This window comes from Mucilaginibacter sp. CAU 1740, assembly GCF_039839285.1.
Classification (GTDB): Bacteria; Bacteroidota; Bacteroidia; order Sphingobacteriales; family Sphingobacteriaceae; genus Mucilaginibacter.
The window spans coordinates 137,133-152,416 of sequence record NZ_JBDOQS010000015.1; the positions used below are offsets into that span (position 1 = coordinate 137,133).

Genomic DNA, 15,284 nt, shown 5'->3' on the forward strand with positions numbered 1-15,284 from the left:
GAGACGGGTTTTATGATCAAATTATTCATTATAATTTCGCAGTGTCACGTAGTGCCTTGATCTGGTCATGCGCGGCATTGATCTCCTGCGCCTGGTTCTGCACGACTGCGATAGCCTCGGCAGACAGTTCCTGACCGGACAGCGCATCCTGGTAGGCCTTCTTGATCGCATCCTCGCCGCGTTCGGCTTCCGATAAAATGCTGGCGCGGTCGCTGCCGCCGAAGATCGACTTCAGATCGATCCAGGCACGGTGTAAAGTACCGCCCACACTGGTACCGGTTTCAACTTCACCGGCGTTGCCAACCAAAGCTGCCAGCTCCTGACCGTTTTTGCGGCTTTGCTCGGCATAACCCTGAAATAATTCCTTCAGGTCGATGTTCTCCTCTTTAATATCCGCGATCGCTTTTTCAAAACCGGCTACGCGGTCATTGTTGATCTCGATCAGGTCGTTCAAAACGCCTGCTTGATTTTCTGTAGTTGCCATACTGTTTTTTGTTTTTAAGATAGGTTTGGCATCAAACTAATATCATGCCAGTCTTCTGCACGGCGATCACTGATTTTACTTCTAATTGATAATTTTAATTAAATTTTAAATTTAACTTTGGCGGCTTTTAAATAACCGCTGATGCCCAAGAAGATCTTACTGGTCGAAGATGACGAGGATATTTTAGATATCATGAACTATATGCTGACCGATGAGGGTTATGAGGTACTGCGCTCGAACGGCGAGGATGCGCTGGCTCAGGCCATTAGCGAACAGCCTGACCTGGTGTTGCTGGATCACCGCCTGCAAACGGTCTGGGGCGCTGATATCTGCCGGGCACTGAAAGCGGACGAGCGTACCCGGCATATCCCCGTGATCATGGTCTCGGCCGCGATGAACGTAGAGGCGACCGCGCGTGAGGCCGGAGCCGACCGGGTGATGCTTAAGCCGTTCGGGCTGCTTGAAATGCTGGCTCTGGTGGCTGAAACCCTGCCGTAACGCACGGTACTTACTTTACCTGGCCACGATATATTTTGCAGCGATCAGCAGCATCAGCATACGGTCCGCACGGGCTTCATTGTAGCTTTCCTTCAGCATTTTTTTGATCTGCTTATCCGCAAGTTTCACCGACGCCATTTCCAGGATCTGGAAGGATGCCGTCTCCGCACTCTCTATCTGCTGCATATAATAGGCGATAGAAAGATCCTGTAAGCCATGGTCACGACCCGTGTTGTAATGGATGCTCTTAAAAGCCTCGTCGATCATGCCGATCATCCCTTCGCAGTGTGCCGTAGTGATCTCGCCGTCCAGCAGCGCCATAATGATCTCGATACGGGCGAGCTGCTTTTCGACATCGCTCACCGTTTCCAGGATACCTTCCCGCAGATCTTTATAATGGACATGGCCGGCGATCCCCGGCAGTTTAGCCACGAGGTGGCTTTTGGCGGCATGGATGATATTCAGGTGGCTGATCACGAAAGTCTTTAAATTCTCGGGACCCAGTTTGATGCGGTCAGATGGTTCAGGTTGATTTTCCATAGTTAATCCAGTATTCGGGTTATTTGCGTTAATACATGTTCAATATCAAAAGGCTTGGCAATATAGCCGTCGGCACCGCATTTTTTGGCGATATGGCTAATATCGGTTTCGCCGGAGATCAAAACAACCGGCAGCCGCGCGTTTTTGAACTTTTCTTTGATCTCCGCGCAGATCTGCCCGCCGGTTTTGTCTGAGCCCGTGATCCGGATATCCAGGATCACCAGGTCGGGCCCGATCTCATGGATATGTTCGGCGGTCTCGCTGTGGTTAGAAACCACGACATTATAACCGGCGTCCTGAAATATAATGTTAAAGATCTCCAAGATGTCTTCGTCGTCAATGATCAGGATCCGTTTCATTTTTTGCCCCTTTTTTTGACGCCAACAAAAAGTTTTCCAAACAAGAAAAACGCGGCGTATTTTTTTGATCTTCACTTAATATTCCCTTGAAATGGGAGTCTACTTGCAGGCTAAGACCACGAACACACCGCGGTGTGTTGACCTTTTTCGACGACAAAGTCTAAAAAACAGACAGCCATGGCAAGAGCGATCAACGGGAACGGGGCCGCAGCGCCCTTTTAACGCGGACACGGAAGTAGTCGTAAAATAATACGATCAGCAGCAGTGCGGCCGGAATAAAAAAAGCGCTAAATCGCAGGTTTACAAAGGCGAAACCGCCCCCCAGCCCGCCCAGCAAAAAGAAAATAATAATTACGAGCCGGAGCAGCATCCGGCGCCGGTGGGCCGGATTGAGGTTACGGCGGGAAAGCAGCGCTCCCGCCAGGTCGATGCCCAGATCGGTAAACATACCGGTCAGGTGCGTGGTGCGCACCTCTGCGCCCGACACGATGGAGACCAAAGCATTTTGCATGCCCATCGCAAAAAGCAGGCTCCCGGCGAAATACTCGGTTTGGGGTAAAGTGTGCTGGTAATCGTGTCCGAAAACAGCTACCGTTAGGACGATCAAAACAACGACCATAATCGGCGCGGTGTAGGCTAATGACTTATCCCGGCCAACCTTAGCGATGTACAGACTGGAAGTAAAAGCGCCTGCCAGGAAGAGCAGCAGCCACAATGCCACCATGCGTGCAGCGCGCCATTGACCGGTGCTCAGGTTAACCGCCAGCAAAGCTGCATGCCCGGTCACATTCGTGGTCAGCACCGCAAAGGACATAAACCCGGCGGCGTTGATAAAACCTGCGTTCAGGCATAGCAAAACGGCCAGGCGCAGGTTGTGCGCAAAACTTCTCCTTTCTCCCGTGTGTCGCAGCATTGACAAATATCGTAATTATCCGGCAGGGCAAGGTAACAATTCTCCCGGCTCCGGGTCTTAACCTTAACCAATCCATTGACCATGAGCGACTTTGATACTTCCCCGCGAACTTATGCCCGCCTGGCCGGCTTTTTATATTTGTTCATCATCATCGCCGGGATCTTTGCGCAGTTCTATGTTTGGGACGGCCTGATCGCTTCCGGGAATGCGGCAGCGACGGCTGAACAACTGCGGGCTCATGCCGCGCGCTGGCAGTCGGGCATCGTCGCCGAGCTGCTGATGCACCTTTGCGACATCCCGGTGATGGTGATCATTTACCTGTTGCTGCGCCCGGTCAGCAAACCGCTCGTTTTGATGGCGCTGCTGTTCAACCTCGTTCAAACCGCGGTGCTGGTTGCCGACCGCCTTAACCTGATAGCGGCACTGCTGCCCCTCAGCCAGGCCGCCTACCTGCGAAGCCTGGATTTGCACCAGCTTTATGCCCAGGCCTACCTGTCCATCCGTCTGCACGAGATCGGCTTCGGCGTCGGCCTGCTGTTCTTCGGCGGGACCTGTGTGATTAATGGTTATCTGATCTACCGGTCCGGTGATTTGCCGAAATTCCTCGGTGAGCTACTGATCATTGCAGGAATCTGTTACGGGATCAATACGCTCACGCTTTTGCTGACGCCGGGTTTCCACAGTGTATTATTCCCCTTCGTGCTGCTCCCCAGCTTTATCGCAGAACTATCGTTCTGTGGCTGGCTGCTGTTCAAAGGCGGGCGGGAGAATGCGGGGAACGATAATTGCAGCGCATTTCAAAAATAAAACAATGATCGCCAAACCCATTAACCCTAAATGGCACGCCTTGATCGATTACGCATTGGTGGGCAGCCTGCTGACCCTGCCACCTCTGCTGGACATAAATAAAAAAGCGAAAATGATCTATGCCAGTGAAGCATTGATCTTATTGCCCTATGTCGCCCTGACCAAACAGCCTGTAGCTATCAAAAGACTGATCCCGATCGAGACGCATGGCAAGATCGACCCTTTCAATGTCGCGCAGTTTGCCCTGCAAACTTTTTTGAAACCTTTTCATAAAACTAAAAAGGAGCTGATCTTCAATGTGGCTTTTACGGCTATCGCCGGATTAACAGTGCTGCTGACTAATTATAAAGAGGAACAATACCCTTTTGGTAAGGGACTGTAAGCATATGCAATATATTTACCTGGGCGATCGGCTGACCGACCCGGTGCTCAAAGGACAACGCTGTAAGGCGGTCAGGCGTGCTGATGGCAAATGCATCCGTGGCCGGAATGGCAGCATGCTGGTGAAATTTGCGGGTAATATCAAGTGTGTGGTGATCGGACGGCAATTGCGCAAAATCAAAGCTTAATCCAATTTATTGATTCAGTTTATGATCCTTATGGATGGTGATCACCAGATTTTCAGGTGAGCAGGGCTGCTGACGCAGCCAGGCGACACGCTGCTCCCCGCTGTAGCTGGCGTTGATCTAGGTCTTTACATCGCCGCGCTCTAAAATGGCGGGCATCCGGTCGTCGATGGCGGACATCGCGCTGTTCGGAGACATGGTCAGCAGCACAAAGGTCGGCAGCAGGACATTGGTTTTAATATCCATCCAGATATCCCAGAGCCCTGCGATGTAGAACGGCTGCTAATACTAGTAATCTTAGGTTACTTACATAGACATTGATTTAATACAGTTTGTTATTAACACCGAAGGTTTTATCAAAAAATGTTTCTGCTCTGCAATAGACTGTAATCAGATACTGTGTTAGACAAATTGCTGCTTCATTTATCTGAAGAATGCACTCGGCACCTCACTTTCTAAGTTATAATAATTTCCTCATGCGTAATTCGTAGAGTATTAAATGTTAAACCTCTAAATCATTGAAAGTCAGTTCATAAAAAACTAAGTTTCGAACTCTCCCTCTCCTTATTGTAAGTAATTATCTGAGTCGAATCTCGAACCTTGAGATTGCACGTTCACAATAATATCCAGCATTTTTGAAATGTTTTGGCTATCAACCGGATCAGCCGCCGGCGATCTTAATCCGGACCGGCCCTTTGATATGATCAACATCCACGGGCAGACCCTTTTGGGTGATGAGCACCTTACCTTGCTTGTGCAGATCGATCGCCTCGGCCCGTACTTCCGCCATGTGCCGGCGCCAGGTTTCCGGGAAGAGCGCACGCGCGATTTCCGATGGGCAAGTACTTTTTACTGCCCCGTGTTCAGACGCCATTTTAAGAATGGTTTCTTTAATCATCAGTCCAGCCCGGGCGTTAATTTCTGCGGATCGGTGCTGCCGCTATTGGCCTGCGTGATCTTATGCAGGTTATAGACCAGGTCGCCATCCTTTTCATTAGCCGCCAGCTGTCCGTTCTGATACAGCTGGGTCAGCACTTCGTGAGTAGTGGCGATCACCGGTTTGGGATCGGCTTCCGGATCAAGCTCTTCGATGTGTTTGATCACTTGTTCGGCCGTGCCTTCGCCGAGATCGGCCAGGGCAAAAACGACCTTGTCTTGGATGGTTGCGGCCTCGTCGTACGCAGCGGATACCTGCAGCGGGCCATGCAGCTCGCGGAATTGTTCGTCAGTCAGGCTCATGCTTTTTTCTTTTTTTCCAGGTTGGCAAAATGCGCGCGGGCGTGTTTCAAGCCTGTGGCAATGGCTTCGCCTTCGTTTCCGGTCGTCTTCAATACTTCGTTAGCGATCTCGGTCATTTTGTCCCTGATCTTTTTGGGCTGGTTCTTATAGGATGGCGGATATTCGCCTTTTGGCCATGGCATAAGAGTTGGATTTAATTAGACTTCCGTTTGATTCAGTTCAGAGTCGGTCTGATCAGGCTGCTGCGGCACTTCTACCGGCTCGTTATTCGGCGCTTCCTGCGGGATCTCGGGCGTGCCCGGATCTTTTGGTTGCTGTATTTCCGGTTGTGGCTGCTGAACGGGCGCTTCCTGCGGCTCGTTCGGCATCGTTTCGTGTTGCTTTCCCATCAACTTTTAACAAATAAACAGTCAGGTTGTTAGCGTTTGTTTTAAGGTAATTTAACTTTATAGACCCGGTAAGGATAATCTGTTTTGTCTACACCGTCATTGTACTGCGGCGCCCGGTTGAGCTGCGAGCAGCTGAAGTACAGGTAGCCATCCGGCGAAATTCCCAGCGAGTCCGGCCAGCTGATGCGCGCATCCTGCACCAGCGTGTGTACCTGCCCGTCGGGGCTCACATATTTGATCGCCTGCGCCTGCGAATCGCTGATAAAGATATTGCCTTTGTCATCAGCGGTCATCCCATGGCAAACGCCGGTCCCGGCAACGGTTTCAACCTTGGAAGACAGATTTGTGTTTGCATCGGCCAGCTCGCTGGTTTTGATGCGGTATAATTTGGTTTGGTTGATCGCCCGGAAGTAAAAATACTGGTTATCCGTCGTCAGCGCAATGCCGTTCACGTTGGAGGAAAAAGGTTTACCTTTTTCCTCCACGACATCTTTCCCGTCCAGGTGCAAAACATAGTTGGGATCGGCTTTGGTAAATTTGTCGTTCTGCAGCGCGAGCCTGCTTTTACCGCTTTGAAGATCAAGGATCACGATGGGCAGAGGCCGGGGTCAGATAAATAAGCCAACCCATGCAGGTGATCCACCCGCACGTCGTTCAGGGCGCTTTTGGATCTGTCGAGATCATCAAACGTATAAACCCGCAATAATTTGTTTTTTGCCAGGTCAAAATCATACAGCGCAAATTGCCCGTTCGCGCCGGGTTTGGAATCCAGTACCCACAGCTGGTTGCGCTCATCCCTCCAGAGGTCCTGCACATTGACAAAACGCGATTGAAACTTTGCATCGGGATAAGGAATAAGCTGTCCGTTTTTGATCTCGGTGAGGGCATATAGAAATGGCTCATGGTTGGGGAACGGCACGAACAGGCGGTTGCCTACCGGCGCGACCTTGGTGCCGATGCACTGGTTTTTGCCAAAGCTGGCTATTCCATTACTCAGGCGGATTGCGCCAGACTGATCTTTGTGGTCAATAGCATAGCGGTGAGGATAATGATCGTTCTCATATCCAATTAACCTTTGAAGTTCGTTCAGGTTTGTTCGAAGCAAACATTTCGGGCTGATTTTGCTTTTAATTTATATTTCAGCGATGCAACTATTTGTCCTTATTGCACTGCTGGTGATCGTCAGTGCGATTTATTCCTATATCAACGCCCGCTTTGTCAAGCTGCCGGGCACGATCGGTATTATTACCATTGCCATCATCGGCTCGGTACTGACGGTCATTGCCGATAAGCTGGACCCGGACGTGGGCAAACGCCTGATGGTGATCGCGAAGGATATTAACTTTTCTTCCTTAGTGCTGAACATCCTGCTGGGCTTTTTATTATTTGCCGGCTCTTTTAATGCCAATACCAAAAGGCTGAAAAAGGAAATGCGGCCGGTAGTCATTTTGAGCACGCTCAGCGTCTTGCTGTCGGCAGGTATCTTCGGCGCCTTGTTTCATTTTATCGGGGAATGGCTGCATATCCGCGTGCCGCTGATCTATTGTTTTTTATTCGGTGCCCTGATCTCGCCGACCGACCCGGTCTCGGTGGGTAATATCATTAAAAACTCCAAGTTACCGGTCATCCTTTCCACTATCATCGCGGGTGAGTCGTTGTTCAATGATGGCGTGGGCCTGGTGCTGTTCATCACGATTCTGGAAGCGATCCGTTCGGGAACCGACAACGTCGACCTGGCCAAGACGGCCTTGCTGTTCCTGCGCGAGGTGTTCGGCGGTATCGCGCTGGGCGTGATCCTGGGCATAATCGGTCACTGGCTGATGAAAACGATCACAGATTTCCAGACGATCGTGCTGGTGTCGCTGTCGCTGGTCATGAGCATATCGCTGATCGGCGCCTATTTTGAATTGTCGATCCCGCTGGCCGCGGTCTCGGCCGGCTTATTCGTGGGGGACAATACCATCAATATCGATGACAAGGAGCGCTCGCACGAAGCGCTGGAAAAGTTCTGGCAGCTAGTCGACGAAATGCTCAACACCATTTTGTTCGTCATGATCGGCCTGCAGATGGTCAACCTGCCTTACCTGACCAATTACTGGCTCACCGGAACGCTGTCGATCGTGCTGATCCTGGTAGCCCGCTGGCTGAGCATCTTTCTGCCTTTGATCTTTCTGCGGCGTTCGCTGAACGTCAATTACAGTAACATCCATATCCTGACCTGGGCCGGGGTACGCGGCGGTATCTCCATCGCGCTGGCTTTGTCGCTGCCGGCCAGTCATTACCGGCATATTATTTTGTCGGCTTGTTATTTTGTCGTGATCTTCTCTATTGTGGTGCAGGGCTTATCGCTGAACCGGGTCATCAGGGCCGGGCTGAAGCATGATCAACCATAAGCGGGCGTATTTACTAAAAGAGCTTATGACTTTCTATATAAGCTAAGCCTTCGGTCGTGAGCGCTAACAGGCCGTCCGCGTTCCAACTAAAGTAGCCCTCGTTCTCCAGCTCGTCACCTATCGCATCAAACTCGTCATGGCTGAGTTCGTACTGGTATTTTTTATACAGGTCTTTGATCAGGATCGCCGGTATAACTGCGTCCCCGACCGCTACGCCCTGTGAACCTTTGAGCAGCGTTGCAAAAAACTCCCGCCTGATCTGTTCCTTTGACGCCATCTTTCCCGTCTTTGAATAACTAAACGGCAAAAATACAAAATACATCCATTGGTTAAGCAATAATGGCCGGATCCACGCCTGAACACGCTAGGCCACCTGCGTAAACTCGTAAAAATCCTGGAGCACGTCAAAGGGCTGGCGGTACTGAAAACCGCATTTGGCTAACAGTTTGCTGGCGGCATGGTTCCGCCGGTTGACCACCGCTGCGACTTTCGGGATGCCCTGCGTTTCCAGCGCCAGGAGGATCTTCGGCAGCAGCTTGCTCATCAGCGTTTTGCCTTTGTATTCGGCTTTGAGATAAAACTCGATAAAGAACGGGTACTGGCCGAGATGGTAATGTTCACGGGCGACCGCCGGTGGTATGAGATCGACGACCCCGATCAGCCGGCCTGAGTTTTTTTCGGTGATCAAATGGATCACGTTGCGCCCGGAATGGGCGCTCAGAATGGCGGCCTTTAACCATTGGTCAGCCTCGGCTAAATGATTCAGCTTCTTTTCGGGGATAAAATGCAAAGTTTCTGCATCGGAAAATAGCTCAAACACCTCGGTGACCAGGTCCCGGTAGCGCAGCAGTTCGGCGGCGCCGATGGGGTTTAGCCGCAGCTGGCGGGTTTCGAGGTAAAGCGGATCAAGCATGGGCGGCAAATTTACGCAATGCAATAAACAATGCGAACAAATAATGGTTGTCTTGATATGGAAAATTACGCGATCACGGTGAGTAAGGATAAAGTGGTGCACCGCTTCGAAGTAGGCGAATATGCCCATCACGAAGAAGATAAGTGCAAGTACCGGGTGTATGAGAATGGCAATTATGTCGCCAGCTTTACGCCGGACAGCCATGACTTTTTGCAGATCTGCCAGAACCCGGGCGAGGTCGACGAGGAGGTGCTGCATTTATTGGCCGAAAAGATCGAGGCGCATCATCCGCATGGTATCAACGATAACATTAGAAAACTGAAATTATGAGAAGCATCTGGACCGGTTCGATCGGCTTTGGCCTGGTGAGCATCCCCGTGAAATTATATTCCGCCGTGCAGGAAAGCCGGCTCGATCTGGACATGCTGGACAGCCGCGACCATGCCCATATCAAATTCCAGCGGGTGAACGAGAATACCAAAAAAGAAGTGCCTTACGACAAGATCGTCAAGGGTTATAAATACGATGACGAATATGTGATCATCGAGGATGCCGACTTTGAAGCGGCCGCGCCTGAAAAAAGTAAGGTCATTGAGATCGAGAATTTCGTGGACCTGGCCGCGGTCAACCCGATGTATTACGAAAGCTCGTATTATACCACTCCGGCTACTAAGAAAAATAAGGCTTATGCTTTACTGCTTTCAGCCTTGAAAAAATCGGGCAAAGCCGGACTGGCCCGTTTCGTGTTGCGCAGCACCGAAAGTCTATGCATCGTTCACCCGGTCGAAAATGACCTGGTGATCACCCGCATCCGTTTTGCCCAGCAGATCCGCGATCAAAGCGAGCTGGAACTGGATGAAAAGATCGAGGTCAGCGATAAGGAACTCAAGATGGGCCTGGCGCTGATCGACCAGTATACCGAACCGATGGACCTGGCCAAATACAAAGATGAGTACCATAATGAATTGCTGAAGATCATCGAGCAAAAAGCTAAAGGCAAACGCCCGACCATCAAAAAATTGAAACCGAAAGCAGCCAAAAGTGATGATCTGTATGATCAGTTAATGAACAGTCTGAATGTGAAAAAGGGAGCCTGAAATGATCAACCCGGTACAAACCAGTATTCCGCAGGAAGGCGGCAGCGATCGCCAGGTGACCATTGAACCGATCCTGGAAAAAAATTACCACGGTTACCGCTCAACCGGTGTTTATAAGATCTTTAAAGATGCGTTCGGCGATGAAACACACCTGTTCATCGAGCCACTGGAAAGCGACGCCCCGGCAGATGACTTGCCGGACGAGCAAAACCCGGATTACCTGGGCAAGTTCGTGTTTGAATATGGCAATCTTCAGCATTTCGAGGGTCAGGTACTGAGCCACGCGGAGCAGGCTTATCTCGCGGTGTTCATCGAATCGTATCAGGAACCTGATATTTAAAAAACATTTCAAATTTAAATGATGAGCAATCCATTAGAGAAAGAAGATCATAACGACCTTTTGATCTTGCGTAATTGACGGCCGATAATTACGCATGTTGTCCCGTCTGAAAATTGCACCAGCATGCTCCCGTTCCGGCCGCGGATGCACTTGCCATCTGCACGGCGTACCGCTTTGCAGGACTGCCCTTTGCGTGTAGGATCGGTCAACCGGTCACCGAGGTAAATATATTCCATGAGCGACTACAGCCCTTTGCCGTATAGCTGCTGTTCTGGCCTGTAATCGGTCAGCAGGACCGTAAGCCCGGCGATGGCGGTAAAAGCGACATTAAAGATAAGCTCTTTTTTTGTCTGGTGAAAAGGTTTAAAAAAAGTTTGCAGCGCAAACTGGGCCACATTGAACGGGTCGATCTTCCCATGCGTTTCCATCGGGATCAGCCCTTTGACCGCTACCGGCTGTTTGGTTAAGGCGACATAAGGTAATAAAATCAAAGCTTCAGCAGCGTACAGCTGTTTCGCCTTTTTATTCATGCCAAACAGTGATGGCAAGGTTAGCAGGCTGCCTACCAGCGCATAGTCGATCAGCGCGTGCCATTTGGGGGTTATCGGTTTTTCAGTCATGATCATTATTTTGATGAAAACAAGTAAAGCTATTATCGTACCACAATGCCTATTTATAACAAGGGCTCGATCACCGGCCAAATATTTTCCGCGATGACCCGATAACCGGCGGCATTCGGATGCAGGCCATCCGCCAGGTTGAGGTGCCGCTGACCGGTCACATCCTTTAGGAAGAATGAAACAAAAGCCATCTGGAATTCTTCGGCCAGCGCGTTGTACATCAGGTTAAACGCCTGAGCAGTTTGACCGAATGACTGGGGTAGCTGCATACCCATGAGTACCAACTTGCAGCCGGGATATCTTAATTTTACCGCTGTAATGATACGCCGCAGGTTTTTGGCTATCGCCGCAATATTTACCTTACGGATGAGATCATTGATACCCAGTTCCAATATAAAGATATCGACCGGTTCACGGAGCCAATGGGCAAGGCGCTTAAGGCCGCCGCTCGAAGTGCCGCCGCTTAAGCCGGCATTGCTCACCCGGTAGGAAAACCCCTTTTGCGTGATTTTTTCCTGTAAAAGACCCGGTACCGATTCACGGACAGGATCTGTCAGCTTATAGCCTGCCGTCAGGCTATCCCCGAAAAAAACAATATGCTTCACCAGCAATTAACGGCGCAGCGATCATTTTGTTCAAAGAATAAAACCGGCGAGGTATGGCGCTGTCCGGCTGGCTTTGACTTTTATAATTTCTTTCGGCGTCCCCGCAGCCACGATGTGGCCGCCATCTTCACCGGCACCAGGCCCGATATCGATCACCCAGTCACTGGCCGCGATCACGCTCATGTCATGCTCTACCAGGATCACCGTGTTCCCCGCATCTACCAGCCGGTTGAGCTGCAGCATTAAACGTTCGACATCCGAAGGGTGCAGGCCGGTGGTCGGCTCGTCCAGGATGTAAAGTGTTTGTCCGTGCTGGGCGCGCTGCAGTTCGGTGGCCAGCTTGATCCGCTGCGCTTCGCCACCCGACAGCTCGGTTGCGGGTTGACCTAAGCGCAAATACCCCAGGCCTACTTCGCACACCACCTCCAGCGCGCGGCTGATCGCGGGTTCCTCATCAAAAAAATCAGCCGCTTCGTCCACGGTCAGTGCTAAGACTTCGGCAATGTGTTTATCTTTATATTTTACCTGCAGGGTTTGGGGATTGTAACGCGTACCGCCGCAGGTCGGACAAGGCGTGTACACGCTGGGCAGGAAAAGCAGTTCGACCATGACGAATCCTTCCCCCTCGCAATGCGGGCAGCGGCCTTTTACGACGTTGAAAGAAAAGCGGCCGGCGTCGTACTTTTTAGTTTTGGCCATTGGCGTAGCTGCGAACAGTTTCCGCACATGATCGAACAGGCCGGTGTAGGTGGCCAGGTTGGAACGTGGCGTGCGGCCAATGGGCTTTTGATCGACGACCACCAGGCGTTTGATGTTTTCCGTACCTGCATTGATATGACCGCCCAGCGTCTGCACTTCCGTTTGTTCCAGTGGGTCAGCTTCTGTATCTGCGGTGATATCCACTTGTACCCCCAAATGTTCGGCGACCAGTTCCACCAGTACCTGGCTGACCAGGCTGCTTTTACCCGAACCGGATACACCGGTCACGCTGGTCAGTACGCCCAGCGGAAATTCCGCATTTAACTGGTGGAGATTGTTCCGGGTCACGCCTTCCAGCTTTAACCAGCCTTTGGGCTCCCGGGGATCATTCGCCGGTTTGGCTGCTTCCCCGTAAATGTAGTGCCGGGTCACCGAAGCCTCCACCTTTTTTAATCCATCGGGTAAACCGCTATAAAGGATGTGGCCGCCTTTTTCACCGGCAGCCGGGCCGACATCGACGATCCAGTCGGCATGGCGAATGACATCGATCTCGTGTTCCACCACGAAGAGGGAATTACCCGAGGCTTTTAATTTGTCCAGCGCGCGCAGCAAGGCCTCCGTATCGGCGGGATGCAAACCCGCCGAGGGCTCGTCCAGCACATAGACCACACCGAACAGATTGGAGCGCACCTGCGTGGCAAGTCTTAAGCGCTGCAACTCACCCGGCGATAGGGTCGGCGTGCTGCGCTCGATGGTCAAATAACCCAGGCCCAAATCGAGCATGACCTGCAGCCGCGCCAGGAAATCTTCAGCGATACGTTTAGCGACGATCACTTTTTCCGGGTTTTTCGCCGCTAATTTCTTCAAAGCCGGTGCATCTCCCTTGGCATAAGGTTCAAAGACCGTCGCCAGCTTATTTAGGGCAAGCCCGGAGAGTTCAGCGATATCGTAGCCGGCAAATTTGATACTGAGCGATTCCTGTAGCAGTCTTTTACCCTGGCACAGGGGGCATTCGCTGCTCTGCATATACTGGCTGACGCGCTTTTTCATCAGCGCGCTTTGACTATTGGCAAAAGTATGGCGGACATAGCGGCGGGCCCCGGTGAAGGTGCCCATATAATCCGGCTGACGTTTGTTTTTGATAAAGCGCTGGATCTCGGTATGACTGTAACCGGAATAGACCGGGACAACCGGTTGTTCCTCGGTGAACAGGATCCAGTCACGGTCTTTCTGGGGGATGTCCCTCCAGGGAATATCAATATCATAACCCAGGGTGGTCAGGATGTCGCGCTGGTTCTGTCCCTGCCAGGCCGATGGCCAGGCGGCGATGGCTGTTTCCCTGATGGTCAGCGAGTGATCCGGTACCATGGTTTGTTCGGTGATCTCGTAAACCCTGCCTAGTCCATGACATTCCGGGCAGGCGCCTTCGGGCGTATTGGGCGAAAAGGATTCGGCATAAATGATGCCCTGCCCGGGCGGGTAGTCCCCGGCCCGGGAATACAGCATGCGCAGCAGGTTGGATAAGGTGGTCACACTGCCCACTGACGACCGTGTACTGGCCGCACCCCGCTGCTGCTGTAAAGCCACCGCCGGCGGCAGGCCTTCGATCTCATCGACCTCCGGGATGGCCATTTGATTGAACAGCCGTCGTGCATACGGTGAAACAGATTCAAGATAGCGCCTTTGCGCCTCGGCATAGAGCGTGCCGAAGGCCAGCGAAGACTTACCGGAACCGGAGATGCCGGTGAATACGACCAGCGCGTCCCGCGGGATCTCCAGGCTGACATTTTTTAAATTATGCTCCCTGGCACCCTTTACTTTGACAAATCCCGAAAACCGATCTTTTTTATCCATGTACACGAAACAGGTTGTCAGTTGTCATTGTTTCAGCCGGATAAAACTAACGCTGCAGGTGCTTGTTAAATGGCCATGAAGATCGCCTCCTATAACATCAATGGCATCAATGGCCGTATCGCAAATTTGCTGCGCTGGCTGGCGGAAGCGCAGCCGGACGTGGTCTGCCTGCAGGAGCTCAAATGCGAGGATAACCGGTCCCCGAAACGCGCGTTGCTGGAAGCCGGTTACCATGCGATCTGGCACGGGCAGCAAAGCTGGAACGGTGTCGCGATCCTTTCGCGCTATGGCGAGATCCAGGAAACGCGGCGCGGACTGCCGGGCGACCCGGAGGACAAGCATAGCCGCTATATCGAAGCCTTTATCAATGGCGTTGTGATCGGCTGTTTGTACCTGCCTAACGGCAATCCCTGGCCGGGACCGAAATTCGATTATAAGTTGCGCTGGATGGAACGGCTGCAAGCACATGCCGATAAATTGCTGACTTTTGGTTTACCGGTGGCGCTGGTCGGTGATTATAATGTGATGCCGACGGAACTCGATACCTATAAACCGGTCAAATATTTAAAGAACGCCCTGTTCCGCCCGGAGAGCCGGGAGGCTTTTAAAGCTTTGGTCGACTCGGGCTGGACGGACGCCATACGCAAGCTCTATCCCGATGAGCGGATCTATACCTTTTGGGATTACCTGCGCGACGCCTACGGCAGGGATGCGGGCTTGCGGCTGGACCACTTTTTACTGAACAGGGAGTTGGATGTCCGCTTAAGAGCTGCCGGTGTCGACAAATATGTGCGCAGCTGGGATCATACCAGTGATCATGCCCCTGCCTGGGTCGAGCTGGCGGATGTAACGGGCAACTGATCAGGTGGGAGGCTGAACAGTCTGCGCAAGGCAGGAAAAACATTGACCTTCAGGAAGTATTTTTCTAAAAAAGCAATTTTCTTGAATATGTTGTTACCGAACATGGC

At 51.7% G+C, this 15,284-nt stretch carries 25 protein-coding genes; 9 read left to right on the top strand and 16 right to left on the bottom strand.

All coding sequences use genetic code 11. The features are described 5' to 3' along the window. Nucleotides 1-28: 28 nt before the first annotated feature. Nucleotides 29-484, bottom strand: coding sequence for a PA2169 family four-helix-bundle protein (locus tag AAFN85_RS26715; protein ID WP_347530953.1), 456 nt, complete (start codon nucleotides 482-484; stop codon nucleotides 29-31). Between the two features lie 141 nt (nucleotides 485-625). Between AAFN85_RS26715 and AAFN85_RS26720 the strand changes: the two genes are divergently transcribed. After that, complete coding sequence (locus AAFN85_RS26720; protein ID WP_347530955.1) at nucleotides 626-982, top strand: response regulator; 357 nt, start codon at nucleotides 626-628, stop codon at nucleotides 980-982. A 15-nt stretch (nucleotides 983-997) separates the two neighbouring features. On the opposite strand, the gene AAFN85_RS26725 is transcribed toward AAFN85_RS26720, so the two are convergent. The 3 genes from AAFN85_RS26725 to AAFN85_RS26735 all read right to left on the bottom strand — a co-directional run bounded on the left by AAFN85_RS26725 (nucleotide 998) and on the right by AAFN85_RS26735 (nucleotide 2,794). Next, complete coding sequence (locus tag AAFN85_RS26725) at nucleotides 998-1,522, bottom strand: DUF892 family protein (protein WP_347530957.1); 525 nt, start codon at nucleotides 1,520-1,522, stop codon at nucleotides 998-1,000. 2 nt (nucleotides 1,523-1,524) lie between these two features. Next, nucleotides 1,525-1,881, bottom strand: a complete 357-nt coding sequence (locus AAFN85_RS26730; RefSeq protein WP_347530958.1) for a response regulator — start codon at nucleotides 1,879-1,881, stop codon at nucleotides 1,525-1,527. A gap of 190 nt (nucleotides 1,882-2,071) precedes the next feature. Then, nucleotides 2,072-2,794 carry a YoaK family protein gene (locus tag AAFN85_RS26735; RefSeq protein ID WP_347530959.1) on the bottom strand — a complete coding sequence of 241 codons (723 nt, stop codon included), beginning with the start codon at nucleotides 2,792-2,794 and terminating at the stop codon, nucleotides 2,072-2,074. 81 nt (nucleotides 2,795-2,875) lie between these two features. On the opposite strand from AAFN85_RS26735, the gene AAFN85_RS26740 reads away from it, so the two are divergent. The 3 genes from AAFN85_RS26740 to AAFN85_RS26750 are packed head-to-tail and all read left to right on the top strand — an operon-like array spanning nucleotide 2,876 to nucleotide 4,170. Beyond that, nucleotides 2,876-3,601, top strand: a complete 726-nt coding sequence (locus AAFN85_RS26740; RefSeq protein ID WP_347530960.1) for a DUF4386 domain-containing protein — start codon at nucleotides 2,876-2,878, stop codon at nucleotides 3,599-3,601. A 4-nt stretch (nucleotides 3,602-3,605) separates the two neighbouring features. Then, nucleotides 3,606-3,983, top strand: a complete 378-nt coding sequence (locus tag AAFN85_RS26745; RefSeq protein WP_347530961.1) for a hypothetical protein — start codon at nucleotides 3,606-3,608, stop codon at nucleotides 3,981-3,983. 4 nt (nucleotides 3,984-3,987) lie between these two features. Then, on the top strand, nucleotides 3,988-4,170 hold the full coding sequence (locus AAFN85_RS26750) for a hypothetical protein (RefSeq protein WP_347530962.1): 183 nt from the start codon (nucleotides 3,988-3,990) through the stop codon (nucleotides 4,168-4,170). A 117-nt stretch (nucleotides 4,171-4,287) separates the two neighbouring features. On the opposite strand, the gene AAFN85_RS26755 is transcribed toward AAFN85_RS26750, so the two are convergent. The 7 genes from AAFN85_RS26755 to AAFN85_RS26785 form a co-directional block, all read right to left on the bottom strand. Next, on the bottom strand, nucleotides 4,288-4,437 hold the full coding sequence (locus tag AAFN85_RS26755) for an SOS response-associated peptidase family protein (protein ID WP_347531109.1): 150 nt from the start codon (nucleotides 4,435-4,437) through the stop codon (nucleotides 4,288-4,290). 391 nt (nucleotides 4,438-4,828) lie between these two features. Continuing rightward, nucleotides 4,829-5,065, bottom strand: coding sequence for a DUF3253 domain-containing protein (locus AAFN85_RS26760; protein WP_347530963.1), 237 nt, complete (start codon nucleotides 5,063-5,065; stop codon nucleotides 4,829-4,831). Then, nucleotides 5,065-5,406 carry a hypothetical protein gene (locus tag AAFN85_RS26765; RefSeq protein WP_347530965.1) on the bottom strand — a complete coding sequence of 114 codons (342 nt, stop codon included), beginning with the start codon at nucleotides 5,404-5,406 and terminating at the stop codon, nucleotides 5,065-5,067. The genes AAFN85_RS26760 and AAFN85_RS26765 overlap by 1 nt, the downstream gene beginning before the upstream one ends. Then, entirely contained in the window at nucleotides 5,403-5,588 is a 186-nt protein-coding gene (locus AAFN85_RS26770) for a hypothetical protein (protein WP_347530967.1), read from the bottom strand. Before AAFN85_RS26770 ends, AAFN85_RS26765 begins: the two co-directional genes overlap by 4 nt. A 15-nt stretch (nucleotides 5,589-5,603) precedes the next feature. Next, on the bottom strand, nucleotides 5,604-5,795 hold the full coding sequence (locus AAFN85_RS26775; RefSeq protein ID WP_347530969.1) for a hypothetical protein: 192 nt from the start codon (nucleotides 5,793-5,795) through the stop codon (nucleotides 5,604-5,606). A gap of 41 nt (nucleotides 5,796-5,836) precedes the next feature. Further along, on the bottom strand, nucleotides 5,837-6,385 hold the full coding sequence (locus tag AAFN85_RS26780) for an L-dopachrome tautomerase-related protein (RefSeq protein WP_347530970.1): 549 nt from the start codon (nucleotides 6,383-6,385) through the stop codon (nucleotides 5,837-5,839). Continuing rightward, the gene (locus tag AAFN85_RS26785) at nucleotides 6,382-6,900 is read right to left on the bottom strand and encodes an L-dopachrome tautomerase-related protein (protein WP_347530972.1); all 519 of its coding nucleotides are present in this window, start codon (nucleotides 6,898-6,900) and stop codon (nucleotides 6,382-6,384) included. Before AAFN85_RS26785 ends, AAFN85_RS26780 begins: the two co-directional genes overlap by 4 nt. 40 nt (nucleotides 6,901-6,940) lie before the next feature. On the opposite strand from AAFN85_RS26785, the gene AAFN85_RS26790 reads away from it, so the two are divergent. Then, the gene (locus tag AAFN85_RS26790) at nucleotides 6,941-8,188 is read left to right on the top strand and encodes a sodium:proton antiporter (protein ID WP_347530974.1); all 1,248 of its coding nucleotides are present in this window, start codon (nucleotides 6,941-6,943) and stop codon (nucleotides 8,186-8,188) included. Between the two features lie 13 nt (nucleotides 8,189-8,201). On the opposite strand, the gene AAFN85_RS26795 is transcribed toward AAFN85_RS26790, so the two are convergent. Both AAFN85_RS26795 and AAFN85_RS26800 read right to left on the bottom strand, forming a co-directional pair. Continuing rightward, nucleotides 8,202-8,465 carry a hypothetical protein gene (locus tag AAFN85_RS26795; protein WP_347530975.1) on the bottom strand — a complete coding sequence of 88 codons (264 nt, stop codon included), beginning with the start codon at nucleotides 8,463-8,465 and terminating at the stop codon, nucleotides 8,202-8,204. A gap of 87 nt (nucleotides 8,466-8,552) precedes the next feature. Next, nucleotides 8,553-9,101: a GNAT family N-acetyltransferase gene (locus AAFN85_RS26800; RefSeq protein ID WP_347530976.1), complete on the bottom strand. Its 549-nt coding sequence runs from the start codon at nucleotides 9,099-9,101 to the stop codon at nucleotides 8,553-8,555. 30 nt (nucleotides 9,102-9,131) lie between these two features. Between AAFN85_RS26800 and AAFN85_RS26805 the strand changes: the two genes are divergently transcribed. The 3 genes from AAFN85_RS26805 to AAFN85_RS26815 are packed head-to-tail and all read left to right on the top strand — an operon-like array spanning nucleotide 9,132 to nucleotide 10,538. Next, nucleotides 9,132-9,431 carry a hypothetical protein gene (locus AAFN85_RS26805; RefSeq protein ID WP_347530978.1) on the top strand — a complete coding sequence of 100 codons (300 nt, stop codon included), beginning with the start codon at nucleotides 9,132-9,134 and terminating at the stop codon, nucleotides 9,429-9,431. Beyond that, the gene (locus AAFN85_RS26810; RefSeq protein WP_347530980.1) at nucleotides 9,428-10,198 is read left to right on the top strand and encodes a Ku protein; all 771 of its coding nucleotides are present in this window, start codon (nucleotides 9,428-9,430) and stop codon (nucleotides 10,196-10,198) included. Before AAFN85_RS26805 ends, AAFN85_RS26810 begins: the two co-directional genes overlap by 4 nt. A gap of 1 nt (nucleotide 10,199) precedes the next feature. Continuing rightward, complete coding sequence (locus AAFN85_RS26815) at nucleotides 10,200-10,538, top strand: hypothetical protein (RefSeq protein ID WP_347530981.1); 339 nt, start codon at nucleotides 10,200-10,202, stop codon at nucleotides 10,536-10,538. A gap of 242 nt (nucleotides 10,539-10,780) precedes the next feature. Here AAFN85_RS26815 and AAFN85_RS26820 read toward each other — a convergent pair whose 3' ends face one another. The 3 genes from AAFN85_RS26820 to uvrA are packed head-to-tail and all read right to left on the bottom strand — an operon-like array spanning nucleotide 10,781 to nucleotide 14,316. Next, nucleotides 10,781-11,158 (bottom strand): hypothetical protein, encoded by a 378-nt coding sequence (locus AAFN85_RS26820; protein WP_347530983.1) that lies wholly within the window; start codon nucleotides 11,156-11,158, stop codon nucleotides 10,781-10,783. Nucleotides 11,159-11,211: 53 nt separating this feature from the next. Then, nucleotides 11,212-11,763, bottom strand: a complete 552-nt coding sequence (locus tag AAFN85_RS26825) for a GDSL-type esterase/lipase family protein (protein ID WP_347530984.1) — start codon at nucleotides 11,761-11,763, stop codon at nucleotides 11,212-11,214. A 30-nt stretch (nucleotides 11,764-11,793) separates the two neighbouring features. Next, nucleotides 11,794-14,316, bottom strand: coding sequence for an excinuclease ABC subunit UvrA (gene uvrA, locus AAFN85_RS26830; protein WP_347530985.1), 2,523 nt, complete (start codon nucleotides 14,314-14,316; stop codon nucleotides 11,794-11,796). A 75-nt stretch (nucleotides 14,317-14,391) separates the two neighbouring features. On the opposite strand from uvrA, the gene xth reads away from it, so the two are divergent. Beyond that, entirely contained in the window at nucleotides 14,392-15,177 is a 786-nt protein-coding gene (gene xth, locus AAFN85_RS26835) for an exodeoxyribonuclease III (RefSeq protein WP_347530987.1), read from the top strand. Nucleotides 15,178-15,284: the final 107 nt, after the last annotated feature.

What these genes read in the sequence shown, in the direction of transcription:
- AAFN85_RS26815 (WP_347530981.1), top strand. Translation starts at nt 10,200, where the DNA reads ATGATCAACCCGGTACAAACCAGTATTCCGCAGGAAGGCGGCAGCGAT.
- AAFN85_RS26730 (WP_347530958.1), bottom strand. Translation starts at nt 1,881, where the DNA reads ATGAAACGGATCCTGATCATTGACGACGAAGACATCTTGGAGATCTTT.
- AAFN85_RS26805 (WP_347530978.1), top strand. Translation starts at nt 9,132, where the DNA reads ATGCGAACAAATAATGGTTGTCTTGATATGGAAAATTACGCGATCACG.
- AAFN85_RS26740 (WP_347530960.1), top strand. Translation starts at nt 2,876, where the DNA reads ATGAGCGACTTTGATACTTCCCCGCGAACTTATGCCCGCCTGGCCGGC.
- AAFN85_RS26770 (WP_347530967.1), bottom strand. Translation starts at nt 5,588, where the DNA reads ATGCCATGGCCAAAAGGCGAATATCCGCCATCCTATAAGAACCAGCCC.
- AAFN85_RS26725 (WP_347530957.1), bottom strand. Translation starts at nt 1,522, where the DNA reads ATGGAAAATCAACCTGAACCATCTGACCGCATCAAACTGGGTCCCGAG.
- uvrA (WP_347530985.1), bottom strand. Translation starts at nt 14,316, where the DNA reads ATGGATAAAAAAGATCGGTTTTCGGGATTTGTCAAAGTAAAGGGTGCC.
- AAFN85_RS26790 (WP_347530974.1), top strand. Translation starts at nt 6,941, where the DNA reads ATGCAACTATTTGTCCTTATTGCACTGCTGGTGATCGTCAGTGCGATT.
- xth (WP_347530987.1), top strand. Translation starts at nt 14,392, where the DNA reads ATGAAGATCGCCTCCTATAACATCAATGGCATCAATGGCCGTATCGCA.
- AAFN85_RS26800 (WP_347530976.1), bottom strand. Translation starts at nt 9,101, where the DNA reads ATGCTTGATCCGCTTTACCTCGAAACCCGCCAGCTGCGGCTAAACCCC.
- AAFN85_RS26745 (WP_347530961.1), top strand. Translation starts at nt 3,606, where the DNA reads ATGATCGCCAAACCCATTAACCCTAAATGGCACGCCTTGATCGATTAC.
- AAFN85_RS26715 (WP_347530953.1), bottom strand. Translation starts at nt 484, where the DNA reads ATGGCAACTACAGAAAATCAAGCAGGCGTTTTGAACGACCTGATCGAG.
- AAFN85_RS26765 (WP_347530965.1), bottom strand. Translation starts at nt 5,406, where the DNA reads ATGAGCCTGACTGACGAACAATTCCGCGAGCTGCATGGCCCGCTGCAG.
- AAFN85_RS26760 (WP_347530963.1), bottom strand. Translation starts at nt 5,065, where the DNA reads ATGATTAAAGAAACCATTCTTAAAATGGCGTCTGAACACGGGGCAGTA.
- AAFN85_RS26775 (WP_347530969.1), bottom strand. Translation starts at nt 5,795, where the DNA reads ATGGGAAAGCAACACGAAACGATGCCGAACGAGCCGCAGGAAGCGCCC.
- AAFN85_RS26750 (WP_347530962.1), top strand. Translation starts at nt 3,988, where the DNA reads ATGCAATATATTTACCTGGGCGATCGGCTGACCGACCCGGTGCTCAAA.
- AAFN85_RS26810 (WP_347530980.1), top strand. Translation starts at nt 9,428, where the DNA reads ATGAGAAGCATCTGGACCGGTTCGATCGGCTTTGGCCTGGTGAGCATC.
- AAFN85_RS26720 (WP_347530955.1), top strand. Translation starts at nt 626, where the DNA reads ATGCCCAAGAAGATCTTACTGGTCGAAGATGACGAGGATATTTTAGAT.
- AAFN85_RS26820 (WP_347530983.1), bottom strand. Translation starts at nt 11,158, where the DNA reads ATGACTGAAAAACCGATAACCCCCAAATGGCACGCGCTGATCGACTAT.
- AAFN85_RS26795 (WP_347530975.1), bottom strand. Translation starts at nt 8,465, where the DNA reads ATGGCGTCAAAGGAACAGATCAGGCGGGAGTTTTTTGCAACGCTGCTC.
- AAFN85_RS26735 (WP_347530959.1), bottom strand. Translation starts at nt 2,794, where the DNA reads ATGCTGCGACACACGGGAGAAAGGAGAAGTTTTGCGCACAACCTGCGC.